Below are 14,458 nucleotides of genomic sequence, written 5' to 3' on the forward strand. Positions count from 1 at the left end.
AATATTATTTATATATAAATTATACCTCAACTTACACATAGAACCAAAGATTAAAGCAGCTGTCATCGCACCGGATATATCGGCAAAGCCTCAAATACGTCGCTATATATTCATATATGCGCTATATATTTATCAGAGAATTGTGACTAGTTTCCGCTTCACCATCGTGCCCGGAGGGGCAGCATTGAGGAGGAGGCTCAACGATGCAAGACAATCTCGTCGATTCCGCCGTTGGCAAGGCGACTAAGCGACTTCTGCCATTTCTCGCAATCATGCTGATCCTGGCCTTTCTGGACCGCGCCAATATCGGTTTCGCCAAGTCCGAGTTTCAGGCTGACACGGGCTTAAGTGATGCTGCCTATGCATTCGGAGCTGGCATATTCTTTATCGGATATGCACTTTTTGAAGTTCCCAGCAACATCATCATGCACAAGGTCGGCGCACGCCTCTGGCTGAGCCGGATCATGATTTCGTGGGGTATCGTCTCCGCCGCCATGATGTTCGCTCATACGGAAGGCGTCTTCTACACGCTGCGTTTTCTGCTCGGCGTTTGCGAGGCCGGTTTCTATCCGGGCGTCCTGCTTTATCTGACCTATTGGTTCCCCGCGAAGCAGCGCGCACGCGCCACCGGTATCTTCTATCTTGGCGTTCCGCTGGCGCTCGTCCTGGGAAGCCCGCTTTCCGGCTGGTTGCTGACCCATCACGGTATTTTTGGCCTCACCAACTGGCAATGGATGTTCGTGGTCGAAGGGCTTGGCGCATCACTGGTCGGGATCATTGCCCTTTTCTACCTGACGGATCGTCCCGAAAAAGCGCGTTGGCTCTCGGTCGAGGAGCGCGATGCCCTCACACGGGTTATCGCCGCGGAAGAAGCCGCAAAAGAAACACAGGCCCAGCATTCAGCCATGTCGGTACTGAAAGACCGCCGCGTCTGGGCTTTCATTGGCATCTACTTCTTCCTGCAGATCGGTACCGCGCCTTTGACCTTCTATTTCCCATCGCGCTTCGCACAGGCAGCATCGAATGGGCAGATGAATCTTCTTATCGGCTCGCTTCTCGCCCTTCCCTGGCTGTGTTCGGTCATCGCAACCCGTTATTTCACGGTTCTGGCCGACCAGACCAACCAGCATCGGCTTGTCTGCATGGGCATGGTCATCGCTGGAACAGTGGCGCTCGCCGTCATCGGGCTTACCGGCAACCCATGGCTGATGCTTCTTGCGGCCTGCATTGCCGTGCCGGGCCTCACAGCTTCGCAACCTGTATTCTGGAGCCTGCCTACCCGTTATCTGGGCGGGATCGGCGCGGCCAGCGGCATCGCTTTCATTGTTTCCATCGGTAATCTCGGTGCATTCTTCGCGCCGCAAATCAAGAATTGGGCCGATGTCGCAGTGGGCAATCATGATGCTGGTTTCTATACGCTTGCGACCCTTTGCGGCATCGCTGTTCTGCTTCTCGCAGGTGCCCGCAAGGCCGCTCCTGCAGAGCGAGTGGTCACCGCCAAATAAGGTTCATCTTCGCGAAATTATTGAAACAGAACCCTCGCTCCGGCGGGGGTTTTTCTGTTCCAAATATGTGAAGTCACTCTATATTCAGCGATCGAAATCAACCTTCGAAAGGACTGCACAATGAGGATAAGCGCCCGCAATCGACTAAAGGGAACAATCGTCGAAGTCACCAAAGGGGCAACCACATCCCATGTCCGGATCGATATCGGCAATGGTGTGATCGTTACCTCGTCCATCACCAATGAGGCTGTCGACGAGCTTGGCCTGAAGGCCGGCGGCGCCGCTTATGCCGTGGTGAAGGCATCCGACGTGATGATCGCAGTTGACTGAACTCTGCAATTGACGCGTTTGTTGCGTGCGAAGAAAATCTTCTTCGCACGCAACCTTCCTTCTTCAACAGTTCGTCACTTGCGACGGGCTGGAATAGTTGCTCCCTTCGTCCTAGATTCAGGGCACATATCAAGGGAGCGCATATCATGACCTACAGCAAGAACCCCGAAGCGATTGCAAAGCTCACGCCCGAGCAATATCGCGTCACGCAGGAAAGCGGCACCGAGCGCCCCGGGACCGGTGAATATCTCTACAACAAAGAGCCGGGAATTTACGTCGATATCGTTTCGGGCGAGCCGCTCTTCGCCTCGGCCGACAAATATGAGTCCCATTGCGGATGGCCCAGTTTCACCAAGCCGATCGAACCCGCCAACGTTGCCGAACTGAACGACATCTCGCATGGCATGGTACGGACCGAAGTGCGCTCGGCACATGGCGACAGTCATCTGGGCCATGTCTTCCCGGATGGGCCGGTTGATCGCGGCGGCCTTCGCTATTGCATCAATTCGGCCTCACTCCGTTTCGTTCCAAAAGACCGGATGGAAGCGGAGGGATATGGTCAGTATCTCGATCAGGTCGAAGATATCGGTTGATTTCTATGTCAGGCCCGGACCCGTTTCGGGCCTGAATGCTCTCCAAAGATAGAGGCGACCTTGCCAGACGAAACAAAGAATTCCGTTCGGATTTTAAACCCTGAAAATGTCCCGCCGCCTATAGCGGCCTATTCACATCTGGCAGTCATTCCGTCCGGCACGGAACTTCTGGTTATTGCAGGCCAGATCGGCTTGGACTTGAACCGTACAATTCCCGAAGAGCCGGAAAAGCAATACGAGCTGGCTCTGCGCAACATTGTCGGCATCCTCGACGGTCAGGGCCTCACACCGGCCAGTCTGGTGAAGCTGAACATCTTCCTCGTGGACCGGCTCAACCCGGAGCGCGCCAAAAACATCCGCGCTGAGTTGCTGGGTGACAGCCTTCCACCGACCACGCTCGTTTATGTCGCCGGACTGGCACGGCCTGAGTTGAAGGTCGAAATCGAGGGCATGGCCGCGCGAAGTATTTGAAATAAAATGCCCGCGATATGGAAATAATTTGCATACAAATTAATTGATCCACAGGCATTACATCGAGCCATGAAGTAAGACTTCTTTCTGTCGCAATGATCACTAATCTGATCCAGCGCACCGCTTCGGCGGAATCAGGCAAATGCGCAGCCTCGGTATGATTATGCTATCACCACACATACCGAGGCTTTCCGGGGCTTTTGGCCGTTTCATGTCCACTACGCCGCCCCATTCCAGATAATTCTTCGCTCTGATAGGTAAATCAACCGGTACAATGGTTGCAGCCACGGCATGATTTCCATTGCAAATAGCGAAAAACTATATTCAATATACTGTCTTACTATTAAAGGACGATCGATTTCGATAACGCAACATTTTGGGAGGCAGCTTGGACAGCGCAGTTGGGGCCTACCGAATTTATTCTGAAAAGGAGTGCTCGGACGCACCTGCACTCGACTGGCCCTATGTTTGCGCACTGCACCTGCTCCGAGAGCCTTTCGAGAACGCGATTTCGGAGTTTCTCGCCTTCGTGGGCAATGCATCGCGGGCTGATCGCGCCTGGATGATTGAATATTCGCCTGATCTGCTGCGGTTTTGTAATACGCATGAATGGTGCAAAGGCGATACAACCGCCTATATTTCCGAACTTCAGGAAACCCCAACCACGCTGATTGGCTGGCTGCACCGCTATCTGACCGAGGGACAGGCCGTCGCCGTCCACGATGTCAGGGGGCTGCCGCGCACCGCGCGCGCCATCCAGGCTGAATTCCTGCGTCAGGGCAATCAAAGCATACTCAGCATACCGGTTTTTCATCAGTGTCGGCTGCGAGGGATCGTCGGTTTCGATACGACCGTGGAAGCCAGACACTGGTCGCGCGCAGAAATCAAAGCCATGTTCCAATGTGCGTGCCTGATCGCACAGGCGAAATATTCGACCTCCGATGAGGAAGCGGTGTCAGACGAAGAGCCCGACCCGACATCAGTAATCTATGTCAGCAAACGCGGGGTAATGCGCGGAGTGTCCCCGGAGGAAATCATCGGGGTGCGCTCGGCTGGCAATTACAGCGAGATATGGCTTGGCGATGGTTCCTCCGTTCTTGATTCCAGACCGCTTGGCATATGGGCAGGCATTCTCCCCGCTAGCGTCTTTTTTCGCATTCACCGCACGACGTTCATAAACGTGCTGCATGTATCGGACTTGGACAGAAGTACCATCGACAAATGGCTGGTCAGGATGCGCGGCATCGATCAGTCATGGCCGGTCTCACGATCCTATCGAAAAGCGTTGCGGGAGCGCCTGGGCTTCTAGCCTTTGTTTCGCCTTATTTTCACCCGTTCGTCGCCACAAAATTTGATGCGAAATAAGCAGGTTTTGCTCCAAGAAATGCCGCTTCAGCGCCGAACGGACACAAATCCCGAACTTGCCTTAATTTGAAATCGGCGCTTGGAGCATAATCCGACCGGAGCAAAACGAGGATCGGTAAGATTATGCTTTGGGAAGAAAAGTTTAGAGCACCGATCTGATTGAATCAGATCGGTGCTCTAAGACAGGTCCAGATGTGCCTTGAGTGGCATGTCGTCATGAACCGGAACAGTCTGCCTTTCGATCATGCGATGGACGAGCGGCGGCTTGTCCCCCTTGTGCAAAGAAAGGAGCCGTTCCGACACTTCGGCATCGGCCTGGGTGCGACGCTGGTTATGGCGGACATATTCGACCCAGGTTGGCACGTGATAGCTTTCCGTCCAGGTTTCCGGGTTCTCCAGATCACGCAGCAGCACCCACTGCCGGGCACCATCGCGGATGCGCATACGGCGGCGCAAGGCCATGGCGGAAAGGAACGCCGGAACATCTCCCTGCGCAATCTTGTAGTCGACCATGATCATGATCGGACCGCTGCGTGAACGCAGATCCAGCCGAAGCTGCGGCTCGCTGAAACGGTTGAGCGGATCGAGATTGAGGTCTTCAAATTCAGGCTGCGGCAGGAGCAGACCGATCAGCGCGCCGAACATCAGTACCACGGCAGCAGCCAGAAGCGCGCCTGGCACGCCGTATTCATCTGCGACAGAGCCCCAGAGCCAACTGCCTGCCGCCATCCCGCCGAAAGTCGCCGTCTGATAGAGCGCCAGAGCACGCCCCACCACCCAGCGCGGCGTGGAAAGCTGCACGGTGACGTTGAACAGCGACAGCGCCAGAACCCACGAAACACCGGCAGGCAGCAGGAAAATGCAGCTCAGCCACATATTCCGGCTGATCGACAGCAAGGCACAACTGATCGCAAAGGCCACGAAAGCACCGCGCACCAACCATTCATTGCCGAGAAGTTCGCGAAGCCGGGCACTGAGCAAGGCGCCGCCAATGGCGCCAAGCCCGAAAAAGCCCAGCATGATACCGTAGGTGAGCGCTGTTCCGTGGACGAGATCGCGCGCGACGAGCGGCAAAAGCGCCAGAATGACAATCGCGGACAGGCCGAACAGAAACCCCCGGAACATCACTTTGAGCAGGTTCGGCGACATGGCGACATAACGCAGTCCCGCCACCATGGCCGGTCCCAGCGTTTCGCGCGGCAGGGTGGATTTGACCGTTTCCGGCTTCCACTGCCATAGCGCCAGAATAAGCGCACAATAGCTGAACGCATTGAAAATGAAGGCAAAAGCCGCACCCGCCGCCGCAACGATGATACCGCCGATGGCAGGACCAATGCTTCGCATGAGATTGAAGCTCATGCTGTTGAGCGCTACAGCTGCGGGCAGATTGGTGCGGGGCACGATGTCCCCCATCGACGCCTGCCATGACGGGTTGTGCAAGGCCCCGCCGCAGCCGATCAGGAATGTGAAGCTGAGCAGCATCCATGGTGTGAGAATGCCAAGGTAGGCAAAAACCGCCAGCGCAACCGAAACAATCAGTAGTAAAACCTGCGCGGTGAGCATGATGCGGCGGCGGTCGAAATTGTCGGCCAAGGCGCCTGCAGCAACTGAAAAGATCATCACGGGCAGAGTTGTCGAAGCCTGCACCAGTGCAACCATATCGTCCGAATGGGCGATGGTTGCCATCATCCAGCCAGCACCGACCGTCTGCACCAGACCGCCGAGGTTGGAAACCAATGTAGCTGACCAGAGCGCCCGAAATGTTTTGTATTGGAAAGGCGCCAGGGGGGAAATTCTCTGCGGCACCGGACGACCTCCCGTTCCATCTGCCTAATAGAGCGGATACGTGAATCTCTCCCAAGGGACAAGGGGTTAAAACCAAAACCGGTGCAGAACTTCTCCTCCAGTGAGACTTCCAAACGGTTTTTCTCCCCCGATTGACTCCACCTTGCAATTAGGTAGACTGGTCTACCTAATCATTCGGATGAAATATGATAAGCGATCCCGCGACACCTAGTTCAAAACCGGCACGCGAGCGGCTTCTGCAAGCGGCAGCGGAATTGTTTTACGATGCGGGCATTTCGGCGACCGGGATCGACGCAATCATCCAGCGTGCGGGCGTGGCAAAGCAGAGCCTCTACAACAACTTCACGTCCAAGGCGGAGCTGGTGGCCACCTATCTGGAGCATCGCCATGCCGAATGGTTGGGCCTCTATGACAAGCGCCTGGAAAAGGCAGCAAGCCCGATGGATGGGATACTGGCCATATTCGACGCTTATCGCGACCATGCGGAATTTGCCTACGAACACGGGTTTCGCGGCTGCGGGCTGCTGAATGCGGCAGCAGAACTGCCCGCTGGCGATCCGGGCCGCAAGGCGGTGAGAAAACACAAGGAAGAAGTCGAGGGCCTGCTTGTGACACATCTCACCGGCTTGATCCCCGACGACCCGCCTCGGGTCCGCCAGCTTGCCGTGCAGCTCTCCTTCATTCTCGAAGGAGCAATCATGCGGGCTGGCCTTGAAGGCAATAGTGCGCGTCTTGGCGAGGCCAAGGCCATGGTCACGACAATTTTGAAACCAGTGTAAAATGCAATCATCAAAAAACTATCTTCTGGGAGTGACCGCCATCATCGTCGCTTCCACCATCTGGGGCACGACAGGCACCGCAGCAACCTTTGCGCCCGAGGTTGGCGCGGCGGCGATCGGCGCCGCTGCCATGGGACTTGGCGGACTGGCACAGGCGGCAATCGCCTGGCGCGGGCTGATCGCTTCACGAAAGGCGCTGGCCGATCAATGGCGCGTCCTGTTGGTGGGAGCCGTCTGCGTCGCGATCTATCCCCTCGCTTTCTATGGCTCCATGCGGATGGCTGGCGTGACCATCGGAACGGTCATTTCGCTCGGTTCCGCCCCGCTTCTTTCGGCAGGGATTGAGTATCGGCAAAGCGGCTTTCGCCCTTCGCTGCGCTGGCTGGCAGGTGCGATCATCGGCATTGTCGGCATGGTCCTGCTCAGCATGTCGGAGGACAGCGGCGGCCATGCCTCGTCTGCAGAAGGCTCCACACTCATGGGAGCCTTGGTCGGATTGGTGGCGGGCTTCACCTATGCGCTTTATTCCTCATGCGCGCGCCAGCTGATGCAGGGCGGCATATCATCGACAACCGCCATGGGCGCGACTTTCGGTATAGGCGGTCTTTTGTTGATGCCGGTTCTGCTCGCAACCGGCGGACCGTTCCTAGCCTCGTGGAACAATGCAGCTGTCGGCCTATACATGGCCTTCGTGCCGATGTTCCTCGGCTATGTCTGCTTCGGCTACGGGTTGAGCCGCGTTGAAACCAGCGTAGCGACGACGATCACACTTTTTGAACCGGTTGTCGCCGCGTTCTTCGCAGTGGTGATTGTCGGCGAACGCCTTTCCGCCCTCGGCTGGTTTGGTGTTCTTCTGGTTGTCATCTGCCTTGTCTGCATCACCATACCGACCCGCAGCCAGAAAGCCCCGCTGGAAGTGCCCGAGCCATCAACCTGACGCGCATCTCATCCTGAAAACCGTTTCACACTTTTCGGGATGCAGTTTGTTTCAACGCGCATCTCATCCGAAAACCGTTTCACACTTTTCGGGATGCAGTTTGTTTCAACGCGCATCTTAGTCCGAAAACCGCTTCACACTTTTCGGGATGCGCTTTTTAACCAGGCTTTGACTGCGTCGACCGATTCCGGATGACGCGGCTTTCGCAGGGAAACCGCATAGAAATCCGCGCCCACCCGCAGCTCGGTGGCCATTGGCTGGACGAGGCTGCCCGCTGCAACTTCCTTCTCCACGAAGAAACGGCTTGCCAGCGCCAGCCCCTGCCCGGCAATCGCCGCATCGATGGCAAGTGACGTCTGGTTAAAGCGGATATTCTTCGGCGATGTCGACACGCCGCCCGGAAAAGCCTTTTCCAGATATTGCGGCCAGAAATTATGTGCGTCGTGCAGCAGCGGATAGCGTTCCAGGTTTTCCGGCAGCCCCGGATCACCAAGCCTTTCGACCAGCACCGGGCTTGCCACGGCGACAATCACGTGCTCGAAAAGCAGCTCCGCGTTCAGTCCCGGACCGAAAGGCGGCTCGCCGTAGCGTACCGCCAGATCGACGGCATCGGTCTGGAAATTGGCGACCTTGTCGCTGGCGACAATGCGCAATTCTATATCGGGATGTGCGTGCGTAAATTCCGCCAATCGCGGGATCAGCCACTTCGATGCGAAGGTCGGCGTCACGCTGATGGTCAGGTGCTGCGGCTCGGGTCGCAGCATTTCGGTCGCCTCCGAAAGCAGGTCGAAAGCCCGTCGCACATTGGCAATGTATGCACGGGCCGGTTCGGTCATGACCAGCGTGCGGGGTTGGCGTTCAAAGAGTTTCAGTCCAAGCTCTGCCTCAAGCCCGCGTATCTGCTGGGCCACTGCTGCCTGTGTCACGCCAAGTTCTTCCGCTGCCAGCCGGAAATTCAGATGTCGCGTGACGACTTCAAACACACGCAGACCATTGAGCGAGGGAAGCCTTTTCATGAGTTGAACTCGATAGATTTTCTATTGATTGACGTTACGCGTTTTCGTTCGTCACGATAACGGCTCTCCGCTATAACGTCAAAGAATACTTATCGACAGTTGCGACCTCGTGCAACATTTCGGAAAAAGGAACGCATCATGACAGTAGAAAAAGTAGCGATTGTAACGGCTGGCGGAAGCGGCATGGGTGCAGCCGCCGCGCGCAGGCTTGCGCAGGACGGTTTCAAGGTTGCAATCCTCTCATCCTCCGGCAAGGGCGAAGCGCTGGCACAGGAGCTGGGTGGCCTCGGCGTCACCGGGTCAAACCAGTCGAATGATGATCTGAAGCGCCTCGTAGACCTTGTTCTGGAAAAATGGGGCCGTATCGACGTGCTGGTAAACAGCGCAGGTCATGGCCCGCGTGCGCCGATCCTCGAAATTACCGATGAAGACTGGCACAAGGGAATGGACACTTATTTCCTGAATGCAGTTCGCCCGTCGCGTCTCGTCGTGCCGACGATGCAGAAGCAGAAGTCTGGTGTCATCATCAATATCTCGACCGCATGGGCATTCGAGCCGAGCGCCATGTTCCCAACCTCGGCGGTGTTCCGCGCAGGGCTCGCCTCTTTCACCAAGATTTTCGCCGACACCTATGCTGCCGACAATATTCGCATGAACAATGTTCTTCCGGGCTGGATCGACAGCCTGCCGAAGACGGAAGAGCGCCGGGCAAGCGTCCCATTGCAGCGCTATGGCAAGAGCGAGGAAATCGCGGCGACGATCGCCTTCCTCGCATCGGATGGCGCCGCTTATATCACCGGCCAGAATCTGCGCGTGGATGGCGGGTTGACGCGGGCTGTTTAAACTACGACTCGACGGTGAGCCGCCGCATGGCGGCTGCCGTTTCTTCATTGGCGGGGAAGAAGGTCTCGATGACCACTTCCGACAGCGTGATATCGACGGCGGTGCCGAATACCGTCGTCGCGCTCAAAAACTCCAGCGGGCCTTCAAGGCTGTCGATCCTGAGCGGAATGGCCACCGGATTATCAGTGACAGTCCCCCCACCCGAAGACACCGCGCGCGCGGGGACCGGATAGGATTTCAGTTCATCGAGAAGCGCTGCCAGACGCGGATCGGCTGAATTGTCCGCATCGCGGGCAAGGCGCGCAAGAATATGGCTGCGCCACTGCCGAAAATTCTGGATGCGCGGGGCCAGTCCTTCCGGGTGCAGGCTGAGGCGAAGCACATTCACCTCCCCCTGCAGAAGATGTTCCGCCACCCCCTCGGTCAGAACACCTACCGCCTTGTTCGCCAGAAGCAGGGTCCAATGCCTGTCGATTGCAAGGGCCGGATGCGGGTTGTGTCCGTGCAGCAGGGCTTCAATCACGCTTCGCGCGGCGGCAAATTCCGGCGCTTCCAACCCTCGCTCGCCGTGAACGGGCGCATATCCGGCGGCAACCAGTATCCGGTTGCGCGCCCGCAGCGGCACGTCCAGATGTTCGACCAGACGCAGAACCATGTCGCGGCTCGGCACCGAGCGCCCCGATTCAAGAAAACTCAGATGACGCTGCGAAATCTCGGCCTCGACCGCCAAGGATAGCTGGCTGAAGCGGCGGCGCTGCCGCCATTCCCGGAGAAGCGAGCCGACTGTCTGTTGTGCTTCGGTCATAGGCTTGTCCGATCCCTTCAACGATTTGACTGCCCATCATGGCTGGCAGATGCATTCTGGAATGCGTCGCAAAATTCATAGCAACAATTACCTCTCACGTAATCGACCCCATAACGCAACAGGGCAAATATGCAGCCAGCCCGAAGAACGGGACGCCAAATTGAAAGGTCGATAGGATGAAAACCACACACCCAATATTTGCCCTCAAGCCAATCGTCGCAATCGATGCCATCACCTGCGCAGCGATGGGTGCCGCGCTTGTCACTGCCTCAGCACCGGTGGGCGAACTGACCGGAATTCCAGCACCGTTGCTTTACTGGGCAGGCGTACTGCTGCTGCCAGTGGCGGCCTTTATGGCCTGGGTGTCGCGGAGCACAAATCCTCCCGCATGGGCGGTAAACCTCGTCATTCTTGGCAATGGCGCATGGGTTGCTGCCAGCCTTTTCCTGCCTGTTGCAGGAATGATTGCACCCAATCTGTTCGGCTGGGTTTTTCTCGTTGGACAGGCCGCGGCTGTGACTGTGCTTACCTGGCTCGAAGTTCGTGCCGCCCGCATCCCTCAAACCGCATTCTGATCGAACGGAGACCTCAAATGACAGCTTATGCAATCGCGCAGCTTCGCAATGTCCGGGTCAATCAGGGAATTGTCGATTATCTGAAAGCCATCGATGGAACTCTCGCACCGTTCGACGGACACTTCATCATCCACGGCGGACCGAAGGACGAACTGGAAGGTTTGTCACCGGACGATCTGATCGTCATCGCTTTTCCCGATCTGGCAACAGCACGCAACTGGTATGCCTCGCCTGCCTAACAGGCGATTATCGAATGGCGCCGGCAGGGATCGGAGGGAGAGGTGTTTCTGATCGACGGCGTCGATAAAGATCACCGCGCCGCCGATATTCTATGAAGCCGAACCAATCCGGCGACAGTCTTCACACTGTCGCCGGATTTTCCGGTCAGGCCGCATAACGTTTGGTGCCATCCATCCAGGTTTCGCTGACCTTGATCTTGCCGATCTTCACATCGGGCGCAGTCGGGTCTTCTTCCAGAATGGCGAAGTCTGCGAACTTTCCGGTTTCCAGCGAACCGATCTGGTCTTCCATATGACACTGCCAGGCCGCATCGATGGTAACGGCGCGCAGCGCTGCATCCACCGGAATACGTTCTTCGGGGAAGAACACGTCGCCACCTTCGTTCATCACGCGGGTGACGGCATCCTCGACATAACGCAGCGGTTCGATCGGCGTCACGTTCCAGTCAGAATGAAGCGATATCTTGAGGCCCGCAGCCAGCGCGGAAGCACACGGATCATAGAAGCGGGCGCGCTCAGGCCCCAGAAGACGGTCGCGGAACGCCTTACCCCACCAGCGCACATGGCCGATCAGGAAGGACGGCGAAAGCCCCATATCCTTCATACGTACCATCTGTTCCGGGTGGAAAACGCTGCAATGTTCGATGCGATGGCGAAGATCGCTGTTCGAGGACTTTCCGAGAACGGCCTCGTAAGCATCCAGCACCATGTCGATTGCCGCGTCGCCATTGGCGTGAACGCCAACCTGCCAGCCGCCTTCATGCGCCCGGCGGATAACTTCCGTGACCTGTTCTAGGCTGTAGTTCAGCGCGCCACGTTCATCGGTGCCCAGATAATTCTCGCGCTGATAACCGGTCTGCGCCTGATTGGAGCCATCCGCCCACGCCTTGATGCCATCGACGCGGAAAAGATCGTTGCCGCGACCGGGCTTGATCCCCTCCTTTTCCCATTCATCCATGATCGTTGACACGAGCATACCACGATAGCGCACTGGGGCCTTGCCTTCGCCCAGAACCGCATCGAGGATTTTGAGATCCTGCGCACCGGCCATGATACCGATGCCGCAATCGTGCAGCATGGTGCAACCAACGGAGCTTGCATGATCCAGAAAACGCTGGACGCGACCGATCATATCCGCCGCCGTCGGAGACGGCATGACACCAAGGAATTCCTGTTGCGCCGCCATCTCCTCCAGACGTCCGGTCAGGTTGCCATTGGCATCCTTCACAAAGCGCGCGCCGGACGGATCAGGCGTCTCGCGGGTGATCCCGGCGGCCTTGAAGGCGGCACTGTTGGCATAGGCGATATGGCCGTTGCTTTCCTGCATGAAGAAAGGATTGTTGGGCGCAAGCGCATCCAGTTCGGCAATCGTCGGAATTTTGGCGTCACGGGTGATGCTGGCATCGAACTGCTGTGCGCGCACCCATTCCCCCGGCTTGGCATCCGCCACGCCTTTCTGCAACTTCGACCAGACGGTCGCGTAATCCGGTGTCGTGATCGGGCTGACATCGATCCAGTCCTCGAATGCCGTGAACACGAAATGCATATGCGGATCGATCAGGCCCGGCATCAGGGTGCGGCCCTGAAGATCCACCACCTGCGCTCCGGAACCGATGGCGGATTGCACGTCATCCAGCTTGCCGACGGCCAATATCTTGTTGCCGCGAATGGCAATCGCTTCGGCACGCGGCGCCTTGTCATTCATGGTCAGGATTGTCCCGCCCTTGAAGACGATATCACCCGCGGGTGCTGCAGCCTGCTGCGCGAACGCCATGCCCGGCGAAGAACAGGCAAAGGCCGAAGTCGCGGCGGCAGCGCCGAGATATTTGAGAAAATCGCGCCTTGAGGCCGTGGACCGCAGAAACGCCACCATACCCGGATTACAGGCTATACACATCTGAATATCCTCTTTACCGCCACAACAAAAAAGCCCTAGATCAAGTGGCAATTATTTTTGTATCGAGACGATACTTATACAATATTACAATTTATTAAATAGATATTATTGTTACTTTCATTAGTATTTACTAAAATAAACACTCTACAAGATGATCAATTATAAGAAATAAAGATAGACATAGATACATGTTTTGTCTTCGCGATTTCGTGTGCTCGTAACTTTGAGACTGCCTTTTGCGCGACAGACACGCACCCGAGCATCGAAATGCGCATTAAAAAAATCCGCCGCAAACCGACGGATTTCACAAAAATTCTCGCAAATTAGGGGGGCAATCAGCTGCGTTTGGTTTTTCGCTGCGCCCGCTTGGCTGTATTATGCGCTATGGCAGCTTGAACGAGTGCGATGAAGGCATCTTCGTTGACCTCTTCACCTTCGCTTATGTCCAGCGCGCGGCGCGTATTGCCTTCAAGACTGGAATTAAAGATGTGGGCGGGATCGTTCAGCGCTGCGCCATTGGCAAAAGTCAGCTTCACGACCTTCTTGTAAGTCTCGCCGGTGCAGATGATGCCGTCATGCGACCATACCGGCACGCCACGCCATTTCCATTCCTCGATCACGTCGGGATCGGCCTTCTTTATGAGCGCCCGCATTCGGGCGAGCGTCTCGCCGCGCCAGTCATCGAGCTCGACAATCCGCCCGTCAATAAGCTTTGAAGCGTCATTATCATCTGTCATGAAACCCCTCCCAGAGCGTCTTTCGATCTGCGCTCCAACCTACATTTTCTCACCCGGCAGTTGGCTTGCCTGTCTGATCCAGTCCGTCAGTTGGGCTTCATCCACATCGTCGTGCTCATGAATGTGGAAATAGCGCGTATCCTGGCTCTTGGATTCAACCGGCGGCATCGGCTTCAGCTTGGCGCCGCGAAAGAATGCAACCTTTATATATTTGTCGAAACAATGATAGCTGAGGAACCACCCCTCTCCCTTCATTCCGTAGAAGGGGGAATTCCATTTGACCGCTTTATGCACATCGGGAACGGTACGCACGATGAGCGCATCCAGGCGGCGACCTGCTTCGCTTTTCCATCCCGGCATGGCAGCGATGTAGGCCTGAACCGGCGCATCCCCTTCCCCTTTTGCAATCTGGGGATTGCCGCCCGACAAAAGTACCGGACCGTCAGGTTTTTTATCGGTCATTACGTTTCCTCCACTAATCGCGTCTCCCGCCGGTTCTTCGTTGCTGGGACCATACATCTCATCCGGTTTGCGACCAAGCTTTGGATGACAGGAAAGAA

At 56.5% G+C, this 14,458-nt stretch carries 16 protein-coding genes and 1 pseudogene; 11 read left to right on the forward strand and 6 right to left on the reverse strand.

What is annotated here, in order from left to right; translation table 11 throughout:
• Positions 1-203: 203 nt before the first annotated feature.
• The 6 genes and pseudogenes from KWJ32_RS04265 to KWJ32_RS04290 form a co-directional block, all read left to right on the forward strand.
• Positions 204-1,505: an MFS transporter gene (locus tag KWJ32_RS04265; RefSeq protein ID WP_151609551.1), complete on the forward strand. Its 1,302-nt coding sequence runs from the start codon at positions 204-206 to the stop codon at positions 1,503-1,505.
• 120 nt (positions 1,506-1,625) lie between these two features.
• Positions 1,626-1,835 carry a molybdopterin-binding protein gene (locus tag KWJ32_RS04270; RefSeq protein ID WP_012092797.1) on the forward strand — a complete coding sequence of 70 codons (210 nt, stop codon included), beginning with the start codon at positions 1,626-1,628 and terminating at the stop codon, positions 1,833-1,835.
• A 146-nt stretch (positions 1,836-1,981) separates the two neighbouring features.
• Entirely contained in the window at positions 1,982-2,428 is a 447-nt protein-coding gene (gene msrB, locus KWJ32_RS04275; protein ID WP_010658562.1) for a peptide-methionine (R)-S-oxide reductase MsrB, read from the forward strand.
• Between the two features lie 60 nt (positions 2,429-2,488).
• Entirely contained in the window at positions 2,489-2,899 is a 411-nt protein-coding gene (locus tag KWJ32_RS04280; protein ID WP_151609553.1) for a RidA family protein, read from the forward strand.
• A 388-nt stretch (positions 2,900-3,287) separates the two neighbouring features.
• A complete protein-coding gene (locus KWJ32_RS04285; protein WP_012092794.1) occupies positions 3,288-4,208 on the forward strand; it encodes a LytTR family transcriptional regulator DNA-binding domain-containing protein in 921 nt (306 codons plus the stop codon).
• Between the two features lie 135 nt (positions 4,209-4,343).
• A pseudogene (locus tag KWJ32_RS04290) lies at positions 4,344-4,424 on the forward strand (invasion associated locus B family protein); the annotation flags it as partial.
• 17 nt (positions 4,425-4,441) lie between these two features.
• Here KWJ32_RS04290 and KWJ32_RS04295 read toward each other — a convergent pair.
• Entirely contained in the window at positions 4,442-6,070 is a 1,629-nt protein-coding gene (locus KWJ32_RS04295; RefSeq protein WP_012092793.1) for an MFS transporter, read from the reverse strand.
• Positions 6,071-6,258: 188 nt separating this feature from the next.
• Between KWJ32_RS04295 and KWJ32_RS04300 the strand changes: the two genes are divergently transcribed.
• The gene (locus KWJ32_RS04300) at positions 6,259-6,849 is read left to right on the forward strand and encodes a TetR/AcrR family transcriptional regulator (protein ID WP_080514366.1); all 591 of its coding nucleotides are present in this window, start codon (positions 6,259-6,261) and stop codon (positions 6,847-6,849) included.
• A 1-nt stretch (position 6,850) separates the two neighbouring features.
• Complete coding sequence (locus tag KWJ32_RS04305) at positions 6,851-7,786, forward strand: EamA family transporter (protein WP_012092791.1); 936 nt, start codon at positions 6,851-6,853, stop codon at positions 7,784-7,786.
• A 134-nt stretch (positions 7,787-7,920) separates the two neighbouring features.
• Here the strand turns inward: KWJ32_RS04305 and KWJ32_RS04310 are convergent, their stop codons facing one another.
• Positions 7,921-8,802 carry a LysR substrate-binding domain-containing protein gene (locus KWJ32_RS04310; RefSeq protein ID WP_012092790.1) on the reverse strand — a complete coding sequence of 294 codons (882 nt, stop codon included), beginning with the start codon at positions 8,800-8,802 and terminating at the stop codon, positions 7,921-7,923.
• A gap of 138 nt (positions 8,803-8,940) precedes the next feature.
• On the opposite strand from KWJ32_RS04310, the gene KWJ32_RS04315 reads away from it, so the two are divergent.
• A complete protein-coding gene (locus KWJ32_RS04315; protein ID WP_012092789.1) occupies positions 8,941-9,645 on the forward strand; it encodes an SDR family oxidoreductase in 705 nt (234 codons plus the stop codon).
• A gap of 1 nt (position 9,646) precedes the next feature.
• On the opposite strand, the gene KWJ32_RS04320 is transcribed toward KWJ32_RS04315, so the two are convergent.
• Positions 9,647-10,450 (reverse strand): helix-turn-helix transcriptional regulator, encoded by an 804-nt coding sequence (locus KWJ32_RS04320; protein WP_012092788.1) that lies wholly within the window; start codon positions 10,448-10,450, stop codon positions 9,647-9,649.
• A gap of 176 nt (positions 10,451-10,626) precedes the next feature.
• Between KWJ32_RS04320 and KWJ32_RS04325 the strand changes: the two genes are divergently transcribed.
• Both KWJ32_RS04325 and KWJ32_RS04330 read left to right on the forward strand, forming a co-directional pair.
• Entirely contained in the window at positions 10,627-11,025 is a 399-nt protein-coding gene (locus tag KWJ32_RS04325; RefSeq protein ID WP_012092787.1) for a hypothetical protein, read from the forward strand.
• Between the two features lie 17 nt (positions 11,026-11,042).
• The gene (locus KWJ32_RS04330) at positions 11,043-11,264 is read left to right on the forward strand and encodes a DUF1330 domain-containing protein (protein WP_012092786.1); all 222 of its coding nucleotides are present in this window, start codon (positions 11,043-11,045) and stop codon (positions 11,262-11,264) included.
• Positions 11,265-11,409: 145 nt separating this feature from the next.
• Here the strand turns inward: KWJ32_RS04330 and KWJ32_RS04335 are convergent, their stop codons facing one another.
• The 3 genes from KWJ32_RS04335 to KWJ32_RS04345 all read right to left on the reverse strand — a co-directional run bounded on the left by KWJ32_RS04335 (position 11,410) and on the right by KWJ32_RS04345 (position 14,360).
• The gene (locus KWJ32_RS04335; RefSeq protein ID WP_012092785.1) at positions 11,410-13,161 is read right to left on the reverse strand and encodes an amidohydrolase; all 1,752 of its coding nucleotides are present in this window, start codon (positions 13,159-13,161) and stop codon (positions 11,410-11,412) included.
• A gap of 335 nt (positions 13,162-13,496) precedes the next feature.
• Positions 13,497-13,898 (reverse strand): DUF1801 domain-containing protein, encoded by a 402-nt coding sequence (locus tag KWJ32_RS04340; protein ID WP_151609555.1) that lies wholly within the window; start codon positions 13,896-13,898, stop codon positions 13,497-13,499.
• Positions 13,899-13,937: 39 nt separating this feature from the next.
• On the reverse strand, positions 13,938-14,360 hold the full coding sequence (locus KWJ32_RS04345) for a DUF1801 domain-containing protein (protein WP_012092783.1): 423 nt from the start codon (positions 14,358-14,360) through the stop codon (positions 13,938-13,940).
• Positions 14,361-14,458 lie beyond the last annotated feature (98 nt).

The sequence above is a fragment of the Ochrobactrum sp. BTU2 genome, from assembly GCF_024539785.1.
Taxonomy (GTDB): Bacteria; Pseudomonadota; Alphaproteobacteria; order Rhizobiales; family Rhizobiaceae; genus Brucella; species Brucella anthropi.

Excerpts from the sequence above, each read along its gene's own strand:
- KWJ32_RS04340 (WP_151609555.1), bottom strand. The coding sequence starts at position 13,898 with ATGACAGATGATAATGACGCTTCAAAGCTTATTGACGGGCGGATTGTC.
- KWJ32_RS04330 (WP_012092786.1), top strand. The coding sequence starts at position 11,043 with ATGACAGCTTATGCAATCGCGCAGCTTCGCAATGTCCGGGTCAATCAG.
- KWJ32_RS04320 (WP_012092788.1), bottom strand. The coding sequence starts at position 10,450 with ATGACCGAAGCACAACAGACAGTCGGCTCGCTTCTCCGGGAATGGCGG.
- KWJ32_RS04305 (WP_012092791.1), top strand. The coding sequence starts at position 6,851 with ATGCAATCATCAAAAAACTATCTTCTGGGAGTGACCGCCATCATCGTC.
- KWJ32_RS04265 (WP_151609551.1), top strand. The coding sequence starts at position 204 with ATGCAAGACAATCTCGTCGATTCCGCCGTTGGCAAGGCGACTAAGCGA.
- KWJ32_RS04270 (WP_012092797.1), top strand. The coding sequence starts at position 1,626 with ATGAGGATAAGCGCCCGCAATCGACTAAAGGGAACAATCGTCGAAGTC.
- KWJ32_RS04325 (WP_012092787.1), top strand. The coding sequence starts at position 10,627 with ATGAAAACCACACACCCAATATTTGCCCTCAAGCCAATCGTCGCAATC.
- KWJ32_RS04335 (WP_012092785.1), bottom strand. The coding sequence starts at position 13,161 with ATGTGTATAGCCTGTAATCCGGGTATGGTGGCGTTTCTGCGGTCCACG.
- KWJ32_RS04315 (WP_012092789.1), top strand. The coding sequence starts at position 8,941 with ATGACAGTAGAAAAAGTAGCGATTGTAACGGCTGGCGGAAGCGGCATG.
- msrB (WP_010658562.1), top strand. The coding sequence starts at position 1,982 with ATGACCTACAGCAAGAACCCCGAAGCGATTGCAAAGCTCACGCCCGAG.
- KWJ32_RS04310 (WP_012092790.1), bottom strand. The coding sequence starts at position 8,802 with ATGAAAAGGCTTCCCTCGCTCAATGGTCTGCGTGTGTTTGAAGTCGTC.
- KWJ32_RS04345 (WP_012092783.1), bottom strand. The coding sequence starts at position 14,360 with ATGACCGATAAAAAACCTGACGGTCCGGTACTTTTGTCGGGCGGCAAT.